Annotated in this window: 17 protein-coding genes and 1 other RNA gene; 4 read left to right on the top strand and 14 right to left on the bottom strand. The window is 41.6% G+C overall.

Features of this window, described 5'->3' with window-relative positions; genetic code table 11:
* The first annotated feature begins 213 nt into the window (after positions 1–213).
* Positions 214–570, top strand: a transfer-messenger RNA (tmRNA) gene (gene ssrA, locus A587_RS24835).
* Positions 571–887: 317 nt separating this feature from the next.
* On the opposite strand, the gene A587_RS0118750 is transcribed toward ssrA, so the two are convergent.
* The 9 genes from A587_RS0118750 to A587_RS0118710 all read right to left on the bottom strand — a co-directional run bounded on the left by A587_RS0118750 (position 888) and on the right by A587_RS0118710 (position 7693).
* Positions 888–1250, bottom strand: coding sequence for a hypothetical protein (locus tag A587_RS0118750; RefSeq protein WP_017218839.1), 363 nt, complete (start codon positions 1248–1250; stop codon positions 888–890).
* Between the two features lie 118 nt (positions 1251–1368).
* On the bottom strand, positions 1369–2712 hold the full coding sequence (locus A587_RS24830; protein ID WP_017218838.1) for a zonular occludens toxin family protein: 1344 nt from the start codon (positions 2710–2712) through the stop codon (positions 1369–1371).
* Positions 2712–3143 (bottom strand): DUF2523 family protein, encoded by a 432-nt coding sequence (locus A587_RS0118740; protein WP_017218837.1) that lies wholly within the window; start codon positions 3141–3143, stop codon positions 2712–2714. The genes A587_RS24830 and A587_RS0118740 overlap by 1 nt, the downstream gene beginning before the upstream one ends.
* Positions 3136–4413 (bottom strand): hypothetical protein, encoded by a 1278-nt coding sequence (locus A587_RS0118735; protein ID WP_017218836.1) that lies wholly within the window; start codon positions 4411–4413, stop codon positions 3136–3138. The genes A587_RS0118740 and A587_RS0118735 overlap by 8 nt, the downstream gene beginning before the upstream one ends.
* Positions 4414–4508: 95 nt before the next feature.
* On the bottom strand, positions 4509–4712 hold the full coding sequence (locus A587_RS0118730) for a hypothetical protein (RefSeq protein WP_010377257.1): 204 nt from the start codon (positions 4710–4712) through the stop codon (positions 4509–4511).
* A gap of 34 nt (positions 4713–4746) precedes the next feature.
* Positions 4747–4989: a hypothetical protein gene (locus A587_RS0118725; RefSeq protein ID WP_017218835.1), complete on the bottom strand. Its 243-nt coding sequence runs from the start codon at positions 4987–4989 to the stop codon at positions 4747–4749.
* A gap of 9 nt (positions 4990–4998) precedes the next feature.
* The gene (locus A587_RS0118720; protein WP_010377253.1) at positions 4999–5316 is read right to left on the bottom strand and encodes a hypothetical protein; all 318 of its coding nucleotides are present in this window, start codon (positions 5314–5316) and stop codon (positions 4999–5001) included.
* A 98-nt stretch (positions 5317–5414) separates the two neighbouring features.
* Positions 5415–7442 (bottom strand): replication endonuclease, encoded by a 2028-nt coding sequence (locus A587_RS0118715; RefSeq protein WP_017218834.1) that lies wholly within the window; start codon positions 7440–7442, stop codon positions 5415–5417.
* 8 nt (positions 7443–7450) lie between these two features.
* Positions 7451–7693, bottom strand: a complete 243-nt coding sequence (locus A587_RS0118710) for a hypothetical protein (protein WP_017218833.1) — start codon at positions 7691–7693, stop codon at positions 7451–7453.
* Positions 7694–7754: 61 nt separating this feature from the next.
* On the opposite strand from A587_RS0118710, the gene A587_RS0118705 reads away from it, so the two are divergent.
* Positions 7755–8198 carry a hypothetical protein gene (locus A587_RS0118705; protein ID WP_017218832.1) on the top strand — a complete coding sequence of 148 codons (444 nt, stop codon included), beginning with the start codon at positions 7755–7757 and terminating at the stop codon, positions 8196–8198.
* A 51-nt stretch (positions 8199–8249) separates the two neighbouring features.
* Here the strand turns inward: A587_RS0118705 and A587_RS0118700 are convergent, their stop codons facing one another.
* Complete coding sequence (locus A587_RS0118700; protein ID WP_026001059.1) at positions 8250–8921, bottom strand: phospholipase D family protein; 672 nt, start codon at positions 8919–8921, stop codon at positions 8250–8252.
* A 774-nt stretch (positions 8922–9695) separates the two neighbouring features.
* A complete protein-coding gene (locus A587_RS25085) occupies positions 9696–9845 on the bottom strand; it encodes a hypothetical protein (protein ID WP_017218828.1) in 150 nt (49 codons plus the stop codon).
* Positions 9846–9920: 75 nt separating this feature from the next.
* Between A587_RS25085 and A587_RS0118685 the strand changes: the two genes are divergently transcribed.
* Together A587_RS0118685 and A587_RS0118680 are read left to right on the top strand one after the other, a co-directional pair.
* Positions 9921–10916, top strand: coding sequence for a phage integrase (locus A587_RS0118685; RefSeq protein WP_017218827.1), 996 nt, complete (start codon positions 9921–9923; stop codon positions 10914–10916).
* Between the two features lie 29 nt (positions 10917–10945).
* Positions 10946–12850: an NACHT domain-containing protein gene (locus tag A587_RS0118680; protein ID WP_017218826.1), complete on the top strand. Its 1905-nt coding sequence runs from the start codon at positions 10946–10948 to the stop codon at positions 12848–12850.
* Between the two features lie 548 nt (positions 12851–13398).
* Here the strand turns inward: A587_RS0118680 and A587_RS0118675 are convergent.
* From A587_RS0118675 to A587_RS0118665, 3 genes are read right to left on the bottom strand one after another with little or no spacing between them, the layout of a single operon-like run.
* Complete coding sequence (locus A587_RS0118675; RefSeq protein ID WP_017218825.1) at positions 13399–14928, bottom strand: serine/threonine-protein kinase; 1530 nt, start codon at positions 14926–14928, stop codon at positions 13399–13401.
* Positions 14925–15503 (bottom strand): hypothetical protein, encoded by a 579-nt coding sequence (locus tag A587_RS0118670; RefSeq protein WP_017218824.1) that lies wholly within the window; start codon positions 15501–15503, stop codon positions 14925–14927. Before A587_RS0118670 ends, A587_RS0118675 begins: the two co-directional genes overlap by 4 nt.
* On the bottom strand, positions 15496–17181 hold the full coding sequence (locus tag A587_RS0118665; RefSeq protein WP_017218823.1) for a helicase HerA domain-containing protein: 1686 nt from the start codon (positions 17179–17181) through the stop codon (positions 15496–15498). The genes A587_RS0118670 and A587_RS0118665 overlap by 8 nt, the downstream gene beginning before the upstream one ends.
* Position 17182: the final 1 nt, after the last annotated feature.

Genomic DNA, 17182 nt, shown 5'->3' with positions numbered 1-17182 from the left:
CAGCGGATTCAGGATTAGCGATCATACAAATCCAAACAATAAACTCAGTTACATCACCCTAATTTGTCTCTATGTGTATTTATCGGTGAGATATTAAGCAAATACACCTCTCCCAGCGTAAATCACATGCTAAGCCATTGTAATGACATTAATCCTATGTATAATGCGAGACATAGTTAGATGTATAGACACTAACAGTACTGAATTTATTCAGGGGCTGATTAGGATTCGACGGGATTCAAGAAGCCTAAGGTGCATGTCGAGGTGCGGCTGGCCTCGTAAAAAAGCCGTATTTAAAGTAATCGCAAACGACGATAACTACGCTCTAGCGGCATAATAGCCCGCTAGCACTCCTCCATGATATTCTTGTGGATCTGGTTCTGGAGTGTCACCCTACACAAGATCGCTACGGAAACCCTGGCCGGGGTTGAAGGGCTAAAACTAAGCGGCCTCGCCTTTACTTATCGTGTTCGTCCGAGATTTAAAGGTTAACCAAAAGACGATACTAAACATGTAGGACCGAAGGTCGACGCTTTCCGGACGGGGGTTCAAATCCCCCCAGCTCCACCAAATTTTAGCGTTTTAAATCAACCAGTTAGAGAGAGCTTCTTTAACTGGTTTTTTTACGCCTGAAGCAAAGTGTCCACATCGTGACCACATTTGTTTTTTGAAAGTCCGCAATTTGTTCATCAGGGCGGTACATTGCCATAGTTCAAAAATATTTTTTCTGCGCGCATGGAAAGTTTTGTGAACAGGTAAAAACGGAGTGTGCTTGCGTTAACCATCAAGGGGCACGCCCCTTAATAATCCCACTTAATTGTCAGCTGCAGCGAGTAGGGTTAGTAAAGTGGCTCAATGAACCACTTAGATTGATACCTAGAGCCAAATTAAATATCAAGATTAATTTCGATAAGTCCTAACTCAGTTATAGAAATGAAAGCATTGATGCTACACTCGCGGTTTTTGGCAATATCAGTTAGCATATCTATGAACTCCTTTTTAGCTTTTGCCCTTTGATCGTCAACATCTTCACTTGAGATTGAATGTTTAGCGATATAGGCGGTATCTATATTACTAATATTCTTATAACGTTTATCTTCATTGAAATGATTCCTTATATCGTTACGAACATTATTAGAATCACTATTTTTACCATTCTTGGTATTAACAGAGTAGACAAGTAGCAAGTTTTCTTTTACATCTGACTCACTTTTTTCTGCCTCAAACATTGCACGCAAAATACCATTCATTTTTTGCTCCTCCTTAGTAATGGGCATTAGCTTATATCTGGTCAAGTAAAAAAATTTCAACTAATAGATACCAAATGTCTATAAGATTTAAGAAAGGTTTGGTGTCGCCGCGCTGCGCTCAGGCTTCGCTTGGCGCGTCGCCACCAAATCCAGCTAAATTGATGGGCTGTTGCTGTCCTTGTTTGTTTTGTTGCTGATATTGCTGTTCTTGTATCGGTGGCGGTGTGTCCGTTGGTTTGCAGATAGCATGATACTGAAAGCCTTGGTACTCGATACGTGCTAGGCATGAGTTAAAAACGATGACCGAATAACCCATTCGGGTTATATCTTTGGAGTTAGCCGAGACTGTCCCGTCTTGTGTTTTGAACTCGATAACCACCTCTTTTTCTACCCGCTCACCATCAACCGTGGTGATAATGGCGCTGATGTATGCACGCTTAGCATCGTATGGTAGGCCTATATGAATTGTTGGAGAAACAACAGGCGTATTGCTGTCATTATCACTAGGAGCAACAGCACTTTCTTGATGATGTTCCACAGGTATTGTCGCGGTTTCTTGGTTTTCTTCCACATCAAAAGCACCACCGAAATATAGGCCGAAGTAACCAAGACACAGAGTGACCACAACCACCGGAAAGGCAAACATAGGACTGAGTAGGAAATTTTTTCCTGTGGCACTTGTAATAGATTTGGTCGCTGTGGATTTGTAGAGGTCGTGGACGCGGACGGGGATTTTGCGCCATTTTTTCGGGTCGGCTTTGTTTGGCGTTTTGCCATCCAATTTTGGATTATGTTCATGAATTCGTGGTCTCCGATAGAAATACGGGATTTTGGCTAGGCCGTCGAAGTATTTATGCGCGTAGGCGTATTGGCTTACGTTGCGAATGTATTTATGCACGGACGTAATATCAGGTGTGCAGCAGATGATGTCCCAGTTGTATTTACGGTGGCGCATGTACGCCTCTTTCAGCGTTTTGGGGTAGATAATATGTCCGTGTTCGTTAAATATCTCGATACCTAAATCATCGACATCACCACTGGTTAGGTCTGCGGGCTTATAGGTCTCTAGGGTGTCTAAGTGATATTGATACCAGTCTTCGGGTAGCACTTCTTGGTAGTTTTGAACGGGCTGATAGTCGCACGACTCAGGTTTGAATTGCGTGGTTTCCGTTGGGTAAATGTCTTGGACTTCATCCATGATGATGAGAGCGCCACATGGCACCCAATGATACCAATTTCGCCAAAGCTTATGCCCTGTGTCACTTTGGCTCGACATACGCCATAGTTTGGCGGTTTCTGGAAAGGTTTCATTGAGTTCCTGCTCGATGTCTTCGATTGGCTTAATGCCCTCAATATTGGTGACAACTAAGCGCCCTGCTCTCAGCGCTGGCAGTAATTCGAACCACACCGCTGAGGCGGATTTGAAAGAACCAGGCGCACCATGAAATATTGACGTTGCCATTATAAGAACCTCATCACATATCGAGTAACTAACGCATTAATCACAACATTCACGGCATCAAAGGCACGCATATCAACCAGTGCCGCTTGCATATCTTGAGGAAGCGCACTGGCCGCAGCCGCAATACGTGAACCAATTTGAAAATTGTCGATAATGTTCTTCGAAACTTCCCAAGAGAACTTAATCGTTTCTAGCTCAATCTTGAGTTTTAGGAGCGTTGCATACTCAACGAACCACGCAAAGAAGCGGGTAATAAACTCAGGGATATCGGTATCCCATAGACTCCAAATATCGGTCACAAAGTCGTTGATAAAATCTAACATCCCCTTTGTTCCTTCATAAGTAGTCGGGGCGCTGGTTGCCATAGCCAGCGCAGGAATAAAAAGCAGTACCGCAATAAGTACGTGAGTTTTAGTTTTAGTTTTAGTCATGACGTTCCCTCAATAAAATAAACATGGCTGAGATAACCGCAATCAACATCAATGGGGCGGCTAGCATTTGGTAAAACGATTGGAATCGAGCAACAGATATATCAATGTTTTCACCATAGAGATTTAACGTCCTGTCTTGGTAACTGGCGCTAAGTGATGGTGCAACATCTATAATTTGTGAAAGCTCGAATTCGATACGCTCTAGCTGAGCGGTGTTCGCTTCGAGCTGCTCCTCAATCTGCTTTTTAAGCTCCTCAATATCTTCTGTTTTGAATAAATCATTTAATCCGCCCTGCTTTCCGCCTTGCGTGAGTTTGCCGCAATCTAAACCGACACACGGTTCACAATTGGGGTCGTCGGGTTCACAGTCCGTCGGTGGGCCATCGTCACAATTGGGGTCGTTTGGCTCACAATCAGGTGGGTCGGTAATAGGCCCATCATCACAATTAGGGTCGTTCGGTTCACAATCAGGTGGGTCAGTAATTGGCCCATCATCACAGTTAGGGTCGTTCGGCTCACAATCAGGTGGGTCAGTAATTGGCCCATCATCACAATTGGGGTCGTTCGGTTCACAATCCGTTGGCGGTGGTGGGTCTGTGTCATCACAATTTGGGTCGTTGGGATCACAATCGGGTGGCTCAGGTGGCTCGGGTTCACGACAAGCGGTCGGCTCTTGACTACCATAGGCGTTTGGGTGGTAATAACCGCCCGTTTCATCCGTTTCAATACGGCATTGTGTACCGTCCGCATTGTCATAACAGACAGTGCGCTGTTGACCTGTACCAAATGTAAATGGGTCATCGTCCGTAGGTTCTGGGCAGTGGCTCTTTATTTTTCCACAGTATTTAGTTCCATCAATTTCAACGGGACCCATTTCAAATGATGGTGCGGTAGGTGGTGGGCATTTATCAACAAACGTTTCATCAACAATCAGCTCAATGCTGGCCCCCTTTGTTCTTGGGTTACATAGGCCGTGTTGACACATCTGCCACACTTTAACATTGCGAGTATATTTAACTCTATTTTCGCCGGCGCTTACTACATCACCAGATAATACCTCACACTTAGCCCAATCCTGACAATAGTTAGGAAATCGTGCATCGAAAGCCTCTCCGGGCGTGTTAAACCACCCACCGCCGTCAACTGGAAAATATTTTGTTGTTACGTCCCCGCCAGCCCCAACAAATACATAGCCCGGATAGCTGGGGTGTTCGAAAGCGGCAGAGGCAAAAAAGGCGCTAAAAAGCGCCATCAATAGGATAATTCGCATATTAACGCCTTTGGTTTAGGAGGTACGAACCCCGCTTGTGAAGCCTTCAACGAAGACCCACACGAGGAACGTACCGAGTAAAACAGTGGTGACCATTAACGAGATAATTTGCTAACGATAAAGCCAACACCAAAACCAATGGCGGCTAAGCTCAATAGACCTACTACAACAAGCGTATAGTTGGTTTGGCCTGTAGAGATGGCAGTAGTAAGCGCAGTGGTTACGTCTTCATTTGCAGATGCAGCCATTGAACCCATAACAGCCGTTGCGCCAAGTGCGATTTTAGATACTAATTTCATAGTGATTTTCCTTATTTAACATTGAGTGTGTGTTTTATGATTTGCCCATGGTTCGAACGATACGCCCGATACTATGACCAACGAAAAATGCGGTTAATGCTGCCGCGTTAATTAACCCAAACATGGGTGTATCAAAGGCAAACAGCTCGTTGAGCGTGTTCACCAATCCGTCAAACTGCAAGTGCGTCAGCTGCTCTTGAGTCAATAGCACGTATTCGCACGCGGGTTGTGTGGTGGCGATAAGTTGCCCTGACTCGGTGATAGTGACGCATTGCATGTTAATTCCTTACTTCGCTTGCTGTGTTGCAATGGAGTTCAAGCGGAAGCCTTTCCATTCCATTTGGCGTGCGACGTTTGCGCCCTCGTAATACTCAAGGTTAAGTAGCACAGGTTTTAAGCCCCACCCATTCGGGTCGGATTGGAGTTTTTCTAGCTGCGAGAATGTACCGTTAGCCATTTGGTCGTTAGTCACTTTTACCGTCCAAATGCTCGCGGGGCTTTTAGTGTGAAATTTAAATTCAGCGGTTTCAGGCAATGGTGCGCCTTTGTCGTCCGTACGGTTGACACGTTGTAAGTCTGTGATTGCACCTTCAATACTGGCCATGGTTATTGCTCCTTTGAATAGTCTTCAATAAGTTGATGTTGTGACCGTAGTAGGTCGTTTAATCTGCTGTGTTGCATGTGAATTCCTTAGGGTTACAGTTAATGACACAAGTCCAAGGCGACTTCGTCGCTACCGACTACAGAAAGTGCCTCGTAATCCATAAACAAACACATGTTCTGATAGTCTTCGATTGCGCAGGATTCTAAGAACTGCATCTCCTCAATGCTTGGTTGTTCAAAGCGGCCATCGTCTACCCAGTTCTGGATAGATTCAGCTACGCCAAACATAATCTTGCGCTGTGATTGAATGTCTTTTTCGGTTAGTACTTGGTTCGTACCGCGACGGGTAATAACTACAACCGAATCCCACGCAACGCCCAAAATACGTTTAGCTGGCATATCGCCATATTTGGTGGTGAAGTACGGGCTATTAGATTCACTACGGCTGATTTCCCCTGTGATTTGGTCAACGATGTCAGGGATTTGATAGTGAATGCGTACCGCTTGGTCTTTACGTTTAACCTGCACACCACCCATCGCAAGACAAAAAGCCGCCCAATCGGAAGCGTCGGCCGCAGCTCTCACTTTCTCAAGGGCGTAACGGGAAACCGTGTCTAAGTTTGTGTTCATAGAGTTTGCAACCTCACATTTGCCGCTTTCACCCATGCCAAGGCGTCTAAGTTCACGCCATGTGGTAACGCTCGGACCACCAATTTGCTGAAAACGTCTGATATTAAAAGTACTCGCCCATGTGGATGCGCGTTCGGCTGCATCAGCGGGAGCAATGGAAATCTTTCCCGCTTCAGGGCAAGTCACTTGATTGATGTGTTCACCGTTAACAGCTTTGGTGATGTATTTGGCGATATATCCCGCAGCACTGCCCTTTTTGGGATCAATGCTGATAGCCTTAAAACGGGTTGATGATGTACGGACTTCACTTGGTGTGTCTTCAAGTGCCAATGATTTAAGGATTTTACGGGCTTTAATCGCTTGGCCTTTTTCCATAAACAGCAGCATGTGCCAGTGTGGGCAGCCGTCATGATGAGGCTCTACAACACGAAAACCATAAGGGCGGATATCTGATTTTGCGAACAATGCCCTTGCACGCTTCCATAGGTCATTGAAATAGTCCTGCGCATCGTTCGGGGTTGAGCCGTTGTATTTGCGGTTAGGAATACCGCTTGCGTGTACCGAGTGAAAACGACTTGGCGCGGTGATGGTGTAAAACTCTCCACGGTGGCCGAGTGTCTTTGAACATTCCTCAAAGCCACGAATGCGTACCATGAGTTCAGCAGCTAGCTGTTTACCAGACGTTGAGCTTTTAGCAGCAACGTCTTTCAATGATTCAAATTCATCAAAGGGATTGGCGTCATTTGGTACAACATACAAATCATTCATTATCGCGTCTGATTTGGCGTTGCGTTCGCGCTTGCTACGGATGGTAAATTCGCTGACATAAGGCGATGACTTTTTATGTACGGTACGCATATCACGGGCTAATTGCTCGATAACCAATGCTTGTTTAGTGCGTAAACGACGACGCCACCAAAGCGGGCAAGCCATGCGATTAAGCGCACCATTTAATTGATTCATCACACCTTGGCGATACGCAGGAGAAAGCTTTGAACGCTCAGCAGGTGATAACGTAAAGTAATCGTCATCAAACGTTGGCGGCTCAATGCAGTACACACGAAAGTCATTACAAAGCTGTTTGTAGAATTTGTAGGTAGGCTGATTGCGCTTAACTCGCAATTCGAATAAACGGGCTTTGTCTTCTGCGATTTCGCATAGCTCATCATCAGAAACACTGAGATTAATACCACCTAAAGTAAGCACCCTATCCGCTTCTAGTAAGCGTTTACGTGCTTCGGAGTAACCAAAGAATTTTTCAGTAACTAAATAGCCATTGGCAAGCATGACCGCCAAGTTACTATGGGTGTGCAAAATCTCAGAACGCAATTGATGGCTATCAAGTTTTGATTCTGCTAGACGTTCTTTGTTCGGCATTTTAGCGCGAGCAAGAATAGCCGCTGCACTGCTATCAGGTCTGATATCAGCAACAGCATTTACCGCTGATTGTGCGGGGAATGTTTTTTCAAAAGTCGTCAATTGGCGTTCGTTAAGCATGGCTAGCCCTACCCTTGAACATGAAATTCTAAATTCGCGGCTTTGGCTGCCTCTGCATATAATGCAACCATGTTGATATATTTTTTGACGCGAGCTGGATTCTCGTGAGGTGCGCACGGCGGGGTGTATGTGGGTAAGCGTCCATTTGCTACAGCATTAACCACATCCTTGACCTTTTGACCTTGCAGCCTAGCGTATTCGTCATACGTCAAAATAGGCGATGCGAGAGATAAAATTAATTGGTTACTCATGTTATATTCGTCTTTGTCTGTCTGAAACTAACGAAACGAAGCTTAGATATAGAAATTTTCTATGTCAATAGATATTTTCTATACTTGCGTGGATTTTTTACATATGAAAATTAACACAACTATCGAAGTGCTTGAAAAATTAAGGGTTTTATATGATTCGAAAACTCTAACTGAGCTATCACGAAAATTAGGGAAAAACTCAAGTTGGGCTGCACAAGCTAAGAAAAATGACGCCATTCCACTCACTGAGTGCAGGCAAGCATGTATAGATTTTGGTGTTTCAATGGACTGGTTTCTATTTGATTCAGAAGGTAGCTATGTTGAAAAAGCTGATGCGCTTAATGAAATTCAGGAAGGGTTATACGAATCAAAAGAGTTAGGCATTTTAGAAGAAATGAGTTTAGAACAACTCAAAGCCACATCGGTATTGATCCTAAAAAGGCTGGAAAATATCGTTAATATCAAAAATAGCGAAAACGATATTACAAAACTCAAAACCAGTTAGAAAATGGTAGGGCCTACAAAATGGGCCCTCACAATAGTTGAACACTAAAAGTCAAAGCTCTATATCACTAGGCCAAACAAAGTATTCACCAAATCTTGGGCTACTTTTGTGCTCAGCACCCAATGAAATTGCAGATTCACTTAGTTCATCATTACCATTATTTTCAATTAAATAACCCTTGGACTTCAGCTGTTCTATCATCTGTGGAGTCTTAAGCTTGTGAAGTCTAGCCAATTTTGATGTGGACAATTTATCTCGCTCTATCTTGGGTTGCGTTACTTTTTCCATAGAGATTTTAACTTCATCACTAATTCTAATAACTCTTTGGCACTCTTCAAAAGCATCCTTATAAGCAGTTTCATCATCCTCTCGAGATAAAAATACGCCCATTTCATTGTTATTTATCTGGCTAAATTCATATAAATTCAAACTTGAGATAATTGCTGAGTTTTCGTTTAAATAGCATTTAGCATGTAAGTTTTTACAAAAACTCGTTCTAACAAAATTCAAACTATTCAACCAAGATATCTCCTCGGGCTGAAGTTCACTTTTACCATAAACAACCCGAATATCTATTTTCATACGGTCTTTATCTTCGAGTAACTCCTTTACCCTATCATTAAGCTTCAAATATGGGCTTATAAGAATAAGCCTTTCAGAAGAAGACTTAATAAGCTCCTCAAGATGATAATTAATTGCTGTTGTATTAAGAAAGTTAGCCATATATCCCTACTTTTTAACCAATTTAACTGTATATAGTTTATCCACTTTTTTTCTGCTTCCAATCTACCACAGAATGCCATAAACCTTGCATCCCAATTTTCTTTGGCATTGATACGAGAGGAAACAGGTAGCTTCTTCATATCTCGATACTCTATAAGTAATATTTTTGCTAACTCATCCAATGGGATCTCTGTATCATCTCGCTCCAAATTTTTGAGTGACAAAACAAACGCTATTAACGAAAGTACAACGAGCGTTAAAACTATAAGTATCTCAAAGTGCATAACCTAAGCCACGAAACAATTCTAAATTTTAGAGCCAAAGAAAAAGCAATAACTATTGCGGTAAAATTAACAAGCAACGAGTAAAAATAGTAGAACCAATGCTCTTGATACCGAACCTCAAACGCTAAATAGTGCATTGTGAGATAAGAAAACATATTTATGATACTCATCAAATAAGCGAAGCTAACACAGGGCTGATGATTTACCTTCTTTAGCATATGAGCAAAGAATATAAGCAACACTGTCGATGTGTCATAAAGCGCCCAGTTCAGGTAGTAGGCTTCAGATGCGAAATATTCAAGCCCATTAAAATCTATTCTATTCGTTAAGAAACTAAGCAAATAAGAAAGTGAATATATTGCTGATGCAATCCTTATCGATATATCCTTGCGAAAAAATTGAACATAACAGAAAGACAGTACGAAAAGGCACAATATAAAAAGGTCAACACTCTCTGTTATTGACCAGTCTGTAATATTTATAACTTCAATCATTTATCTGGATTATTTTCAGCTAAATCAAAGTTTACAGATTGAGACTCCACACTGTCACCTTTTGGAACAACAACATGACCGCCACCGCGGCCACCTGATATTTTTTGAAGTAAACTTAAAGGGATTGTTGATTTTTGGAATTGCATCGCTGTAACCTCCATTTGTTGCGATTCAGGGTATATTAATTTTTTGTAAAGTTTTGGTCAATGGAGTTTCGATGTATGACTATAAAAAAAGTCGCAAGTGGGTATAAAGTAGACATCAGGCCGTGGGGAAGCGATGGCCGACGGATTAGAAAAGTATTTCCTACCCGAGGCGAAGCACAAAGATATTTAAACCACATGGTCGCTCAAGCTGAGGACAAACCTTGGAAGCAAGAAAAAACGGATCTAAGAAAGCTATCAGATATCGTCGCTACGTGGTACAAAATTCACGGCCAAACTTATACTGACCCGCAAAAAGCACTCAATAAATTAGAGATGATGTGCGAAGCATTCGGTAACCCAATTGCTCAATCATTCAGCTCAAAAACGTATGTTGATTGGCGTGGTAACCGAATGACAGGTGAAAAGGCTATTTCAGGTAAAACGGCCAATAATGACTTGGCACTTATCAAGGGGGTATTCAATAAGCTAATTGAAGTGGGTGAAATCAACTACCCTAATCCCTTAGCTGATGTTAAACCATTTAGACTCCAGCAGACCGAACTTGCTTTCTTAACTGAGGATGAAATACAAACCGTGCTTAACGAGCTTAAACGCTCGTCAAATCCGCACGTTTACATCGTGGCAAAAGTTTGCTTAGCTACTGGATGCCGAATAAGTGAAGCATCTTCACTAAAAGGTTCTCAAGTGATCCACTCCGGTGGTAACTGCAAAATTATGTTTATGAAGACCAAGGGCAAGAAGAACCGGACAGTGCCAATTACTCAAGCACTCTATGATGAAATCCCTAAAAAATCAGGGCCACTATTTGCAGATTGCCGAAAGGCATTCGAACGAGCAATAAATAATACAGACATTATTTTGCCAGCTGGTCAGTGCAGCCATGTGTTAAGACACACGTTCGCCAGTCACTTTATGATGAACGGGGGAAATATATTGGTATTACAGCAGATACTTGGCCATGCGAAGATAGAGCAAACGATGGTTTACGCACACTTCGCACCTAGTCATTTAGAAGATGCTATTAGGTTTGGTCCTAAGATATATGGATGAACACCAATTATTAAGTAAAGAGAATAGATATGGAAACTACAACATTTATAACAAAGGCTTTCTTGTCTGGTGCAATAAGAAAATTAGCAAGCAACATCGTAGATAAAGCATGGAGAAAAGGAAGTGAAGAAGCTAAATTCCTTTTAGGTCAGCTACGCCAAGATTATATTTCTGAAGTCTATGCTGAAAAGAAGCTACTAAGTACTTTAAGAATGAGAACACTTAACAGCGCAGAGAAAGATGTATTCATAGACGAAATATACACACCATTAAAAATATCCGAAGTTGATGGGAGTGAAAAGTTAATCATAAATAATGGCTTCACTTTAAATAAAGATGAAACAATTAATATAATCGGAATTGCAGGGCAAGGTAAAAGTACAATACTTAGAAAATTATTCATTGAAGAAATAGTGAAATCAGAAAGGCTACCAATATTCATTGAACTAAGAAGGTTGAACGAAACATCTATTATAGAATATATAGAACAACAACTTACTGATCTTGGGTTAAGTGTTACAAACCTAAATGTTTCGTTGCTTCTACAATCAGGCAAAGTAGTGTTAATGCTAGATGGCTTTGATGAAGTAGCATCACTTTACCGAACTAGAGTACTTGGTGAAATAATTTCACTAAAGTCTAAATACTCGTGTAACGCAATTATCACAAGCAGACCTGGAACAGAAGTATGCGCAGAAGCAGGAATTATTAATTACAAAGTAGAAAACTTAAAAAAAGGTGAAATCATATCAATAATAGAAAAGCTAGACACTAAAAATGAGAATAAAGAATTAAAAGAGCTAATAACAAAAAACACAACCTTAAGGGAGACTTTGATAAGCCCGATATTGGTAAACCTCCTTTATATATGCTATCCATATTTAGATTCAGTGCCAGAAAACACGATAGACTTTTACGATAAATTATTCATAACCTTATTTAGCAGGCACGACAAAATAAAAAACTTCAACAGAGAAAAAATATCAAACATAAACTCCCAAGATATAAATAAAATATTCAACTACCTCTGCTTTGATACGATTAACAAAAACATATTAGAATTCAGTGAAGAGTCGCTTAAGGAACATTTGAACAAAGCCGTAAAATTCTACTTGAATAAGGAAATTTGCATTCAATCATTAATGAACGACATTGTAAACATAACATGTTTAATTCAAGAAGATGGATATGACAGGTTCGTTTTTTTACACAAGTCAATTCAAGAGTTTCATGCAGCAAAATTTATTTCATTACTACCTCATGGAAGCAAAGTTAGCTTCTATCAAAAAGCAGTATTATTTATAGAAAAAGATGAAAAATTTGACAATGCTTTTAACTTCTTACGGGATATAGATGAAGACAACTTTAAAAACTTGCTTTCTTTGGCATATTTTGAAAATAAAGAGTTAGCCACAACAGATGAAAATAAAAAGAAAATAATTGCAATAAATATAGCAAACAAGATACTTAAAGAGTTGTATTCAAATATTATAATTCACAACAACGAGATTTCTATAGTAGGATTTTCAACAATACAAAAAAGTAAAATTCTGAGAACGCTAAGTTTTATACATTTTGGACACAGAAGGGTAAATACACTTATAAACTCATTCCTTATGGCAAGACTATTTAAACCAAATGTTAAAACATTACAGGATAGAGATATAAGTGAGATTAAAAGCAACACTGTGAAAGGCATGCAAAATGAGCTTTTTGTTCACGACACGACTTTTGAAATTACTGAACTCCTAACAGATGATATACAGTTGTACACTGTTCCACTAAAATTGATCTTAGATAGGTTCCACCTTATAGATGATTTCAATGATCTAATTAGGGATGAATTGGATATACACCTTAATTATAATTACCTACCCACTAAGCAAGAGCAAGTTGCGGTAAGTGAAGCTCTAAACTTGGATTTCGGCTTTTAAAGGAATTAAATAAGAGTTAGTTGAAAGTGAATGTCCACATTGTGTCCACATTCATTAGTTAACACAAGATACAACTAGCTTGAATGAGATTACAAGTCATTGTTTTTGATGTAAATCATTGTTTTTAAAAGAGCTGTGAGAAAATCGACGCTTTCCGGACGGGGGTTCAAATCCCCCCAGCTCCACCAAATAGCGACACTGACCCCCCATCAAAACACTGTTTTTGATGGGGTTTTTGTTTATCTATGGTTTGGTAATTGGTTCAATATGGGGTAGATCTGGACGTGGAATGTCCCCAGTGTGCCCCCCGAGAATAATGCACAAAAAAAGCCGCATATAGCGGCTTCCAATCAAGTATTTTGGTTTAGAAGAACAGTGGTAACACTGCTTTCAGCACTGCGGTAATCTCTGGGTTAGTTACTGCCAGAGCACCAGAAGCGGCCCTCAAAGTTGGAGAACATCTGAAGAGGAACAACTAAAAAATAGAAGAAAAACTATTACAGTCAATTTAAATTTTTCTTCAAACAGAACTAAAAGTAACTTTAATATTACCAAACGCCTAGCCGTTCGTACTGCTGTCGCTTCTGGTTCAGCTTTTCATCAGACTTAACTAACCTAAGTAATGCACGCAAATAGCCTGCAGACGTGTTGTAATCTCTGAGCTGTTCACACACTTGCAGTAAACGAGTTAGTATTTTCTTTTGCATAGGGAACAGCTTATTCAGCTTTTCCAGCTCAGTTCTGGCTTCATCGTACCTTGCATTTAGACCAAGTAATGATGCGTAGCACAAAGACACATCGAAGTTGTCCGCGTCATTGATTCGAGCAATCTCAATAAGGTCCTTTGCTAGATCAATGTTTCGCCACTTCAACATGGCTTTTATAGCAATAACTCGTGCAGATTCAATGTCACTATCACCGTTATGAATAAAGACAGAGTGGTTATTTTCTATCAATTGCTCTAAGTCATTCCAACGTTCATCACGGTAAAGGGCGTGACATTGAAGGAGCAGTGCATAGTTATTTTTGCTTCGCTGATATTCTAGCTGAGCCCTCTTAGCAGCAGCTTTGTAATCAGTATCTTCTAGAGCCTGAGTAACCTCACTAGACCAATCTTTTCGAGTTGTTGTATTCGTCTTAATGGTATTCTTTGGTGCAGTGAAGGCAAGCTGTCTTTGCTTAGAAGTTTGAAAATCAGCTTTCAATGCTTGAATAGAACCATAACGATCTTGTGGATGCTTGTTCAAACATTTCAAGATCACAGCTTCTAATTCAGGGCATACACCAGAGTTGATTTCACTCGGTTTTGCAAAAGGAGCATGACTTCTCACCTCGATCTGTGTATCGTGAGGCAAGCGCCCCGTCATTAGCTGATACAGCAGCACGCCGAGGCTATATACATCCCCAAAAAGCAACTCTTCCGTTGTTCCCTTGCGCGAGCCACAATCACAAAACTCCGGCGCTGAATAAAGCACAGTGCCGCCATTTTCACGCGTTCTAACATAGAACTCTAACGGCAACGCTGAGCTACCAAAATCCGTTAATTTAACCAGATCATTTTGCCCAATAAGTATGTTGTGTGGCTTGATATCGCCATGTGAGATTGGTGGTACCAGATCAGAAAGGTATTCCACAGCATCTAGAACTTGCTCGAAAACATTGAAATAGTATTTCGGTGAGTTAACCGCGACACACTCATACTCGTTACCAGGAAAAGCTTTCTCGGAACGGTTTAAATGAAACTCACGATTCTCTAGTTTCTGAGCTAACGTTTCGCTTGGAAAGTACTCCATCTCTATCACGTACAAGTGCTTCTCGGAGGGAATTCTCCCCATCTCAAATACTTGAATCACGTTTGGATGAGGGTCTAACCCTATTAACTCTTTGCCTTCTGCTAGTACACGATCCGGTTGCGAGTTTTGTTTTGGAATCTTAATCGCGACAGTTTGCCCATCTGCTAATCGTTCAGCTCGATAAACCCACCCGTGGGTCCCATCGCCTAAACACTCTAGCAAATAGTATTTGTCCCCAAGCTGTTTATTAGCTTTAGGCAAAAACAGTCCTGCTACTTGATTCATTGCGCCTCCCAAAAGCTAACAGATTGTAGAAACAATTTTTGGCTCACCGAGTCTTCAAAAAAGAAACGATTAATCAAAAGCTGAGCGTCTTCGATACCCGGAATAAAAACACCTTTGCTGTTCGTCGCGCCATATTTCGCTAATTGTTTTAACTCTCTCATATCTGGCGCAGAAACCACTTCTTTACTCCAAAAAGAAAGCACAAGTAATGAAGGCTTTCTATCCCAGCGATGGTAAGCCTCTAACAGGTTCATTAACTTTGCCATTAGCTTTGTCTTGTCTGGTGTTGAACCATCATAACGCTCAAACTCAATGACTACTTCTGGTGATTGAGTCGCGTATGAGAACCATACAGAATCTGAACGAATATCATTACCTGCACCAGGTGGCACAGGTGCCTCGACAACGGCCATAAAACCAAGCTGGTGCCCCAATGTGTTCCAAACACTACACCCTAAGCTATGAACCAATACATCCTCATCTTTCACTCCCCAGCCCGTTAGCATAGGGAAAGTTTTATCGATAAAGGCGTTTTGATTTAGCTCCGCTTTGATCTTAGATACCGTATCAGCCATCAAAACGCTCCCAGACACTTAGTACATCTGGCGACTCACCACCATGGATAAGTGCTTTGGTTCCGACTTTAACTAATAGAGGAGCTGGTATCGAACGGCCACAAACCAAGGCTTCACCCGTTGAAAGGCTGGATAGCTCATCAAGGTCTGCTTTACTCACCATGTCGGATGCCTTGGCAATGAATCGTTGGTCATCAGGGTTCTTTAAGCGCATGGTTATTAGCGTATTACATTGAGAGGTCACATCGGCATCAAGCTTTGATGGACGTTGACTAACGATCCCAAAGCCCACGCCAAATTTACGACCCTCACCGGCAATCTTTTTAATAATGCGGTGACTGACAGCATTACCACCAGCTGGCGCAAAGTTATGCCCTTCTTCGTATACCAAAAAGCACGGACGGGTCTTGTCTGTCTTACTGGATGCAGCGCTTAGAATCTCACTCGATAGCAAGCCACAAACCACCTGTTTAGCGGTATCGCTTAAACCCTGTAAATCAACAACAACCAATCGCCCTTTGCGGTTCGAAGCTCGACCAACCATCTGATAAATATCAGTAGGCTCTTTCATTGCTGCTGAGTAAAAGCTTTTCGCTTCATTCAATACACGGCTAAGCTTCATTGACGCTACAGCAGCACTTCGTCCGTTGAGAGCTTTGGCTTCTGCCTCAGATAAGTCATCCCAATCACGAAGCTCTTCGATGCCATCACCCAAGAAATAACGCAAACGGTTAATATCGCGTGGGGTACTCTTATCAACACTACGCCAATAGCGAATCGCGACATCTAGTACACGTTGCTGTGGTTCTGTTAGCCCAGGTAAAATCTCTGAAATATCATCCATTTCAAAGTTATCAAACTGCAACGCCAATGGATGATTCTTACCAGCATATTTATGATTGAAGGCATCATCCTGAGGTGTATAGACCTGAATACCCGCATCAGCTGCTTGAAGCTTCTCGATCATTGCCTTTATTTCAGGTAAGGCGGTTTGGTCTCGACTATCTTCTACAGAATCAAGGCCATCACTGAACTGCAGCTCACCTTTGGACAACGCACGCCCATATTCTCCATGGGGGTCGAACACCACAACGGTACCATTATTAAAGGCAACCAAGCGCTCGATAATCCTACCAACAGTATAAGACTTACCTGAACCGGTCATCGCCAAAATGGCCATGTGTTCTGTGACTAGCTTGTTGACATCAAGGTATACCGGTACCGTATTTTCACCTCTTTCATAACCAACAAGGTTACCTAGATGAAGGCTACTATCTTCCTTAAATTCATAGAACTTACTTAAGAACTTAAAATCAACGGTTTCAACTTTAGCGCCAGGATCAAGAGGACGACGAGGAATTTTTATCTGGTTCGTTGCTGGGTCTCGATATCCTACTAACTCTATAGTTGCATGCATATTCTCGCCAGTCATATTTGCGCCAGGGAGTAGTTCTAGCTCGGTAACACTATCCCCGAAGCCTGAGTTAAATAGCATGTTTGAGCGATAAATTTTGTTTACTCTGCCCAGTACAGCAACATCAAGCTCATCCTTTCGCTCTTGGTGCATAATCCGGACAAACTCTCCTCTTCGCACAGAGAAAGAGTTTTCTACTACCATAGTGAGTTTGTTTGCGTCACCGGTATTACCAACTAATTTACCTAGTACACTGTGTTTCATT

It is taken from the genome of Pseudoalteromonas sp. NJ631, from assembly GCF_000276645.1.
Lineage (GTDB): Bacteria > Pseudomonadota > Gammaproteobacteria > Enterobacterales > Alteromonadaceae > Pseudoalteromonas > Pseudoalteromonas piscicida.
Note: the sequence above shows the minus strand (reverse complement) of the source record. Positions and strands in the feature narration are given on the sequence as shown.

Excerpts from the sequence above, each read along its gene's own strand:
- A587_RS0118725 (WP_017218835.1), bottom strand. The coding sequence starts at position 4,989 with ATGCAATGCGTCACTATCACCGAGTCAGGGCAACTTATCGCCACCACA.
- A587_RS0118710 (WP_017218833.1), bottom strand. The coding sequence starts at position 7,693 with ATGAGTAACCAATTAATTTTATCTCTCGCATCGCCTATTTTGACGTAT.
- A587_RS0118735 (WP_017218836.1), bottom strand. The coding sequence starts at position 4,413 with ATGCGAATTATCCTATTGATGGCGCTTTTTAGCGCCTTTTTTGCCTCT.
- A587_RS0118675 (WP_017218825.1), bottom strand. The coding sequence starts at position 14,928 with ATGAATCAAGTAGCAGGACTGTTTTTGCCTAAAGCTAATAAACAGCTT.
- A587_RS0118730 (WP_010377257.1), bottom strand. The coding sequence starts at position 4,712 with ATGAAATTAGTATCTAAAATCGCACTTGGCGCAACGGCTGTTATGGGT.
- A587_RS0118680 (WP_017218826.1), top strand. The coding sequence starts at position 10,946 with ATGGAAACTACAACATTTATAACAAAGGCTTTCTTGTCTGGTGCAATA.
- A587_RS25085 (WP_017218828.1), bottom strand. The coding sequence starts at position 9,845 with ATGCAATTCCAAAAATCAACAATCCCTTTAAGTTTACTTCAAAAAATA.
- A587_RS0118740 (WP_017218837.1), bottom strand. The coding sequence starts at position 3,143 with ATGACTAAAACTAAAACTAAAACTCACGTACTTATTGCGGTACTGCTT.
- A587_RS0118700 (WP_026001059.1), bottom strand. The coding sequence starts at position 8,921 with ATGGCTAACTTTCTTAATACAACAGCAATTAATTATCATCTTGAGGAG.
- A587_RS0118705 (WP_017218832.1), top strand. The coding sequence starts at position 7,755 with ATGTCAATAGATATTTTCTATACTTGCGTGGATTTTTTACATATGAAA.
- A587_RS0118665 (WP_017218823.1), bottom strand. The coding sequence starts at position 17,181 with ATGAAACACAGTGTACTAGGTAAATTAGTTGGTAATACCGGTGACGCA.
- A587_RS0118670 (WP_017218824.1), bottom strand. The coding sequence starts at position 15,503 with ATGGCTGATACGGTATCTAAGATCAAAGCGGAGCTAAATCAAAACGCC.
- A587_RS24830 (WP_017218838.1), bottom strand. The coding sequence starts at position 2,712 with ATGGCAACGTCAATATTTCATGGTGCGCCTGGTTCTTTCAAATCCGCC.
- A587_RS0118685 (WP_017218827.1), top strand. The coding sequence starts at position 9,921 with ATGACTATAAAAAAAGTCGCAAGTGGGTATAAAGTAGACATCAGGCCG.
- A587_RS0118715 (WP_017218834.1), bottom strand. The coding sequence starts at position 7,442 with ATGCTTAACGAACGCCAATTGACGACTTTTGAAAAAACATTCCCCGCA.
- A587_RS0118750 (WP_017218839.1), bottom strand. The coding sequence starts at position 1,250 with ATGAATGGTATTTTGCGTGCAATGTTTGAGGCAGAAAAAAGTGAGTCA.
- A587_RS0118720 (WP_010377253.1), bottom strand. The coding sequence starts at position 5,316 with ATGGCCAGTATTGAAGGTGCAATCACAGACTTACAACGTGTCAACCGT.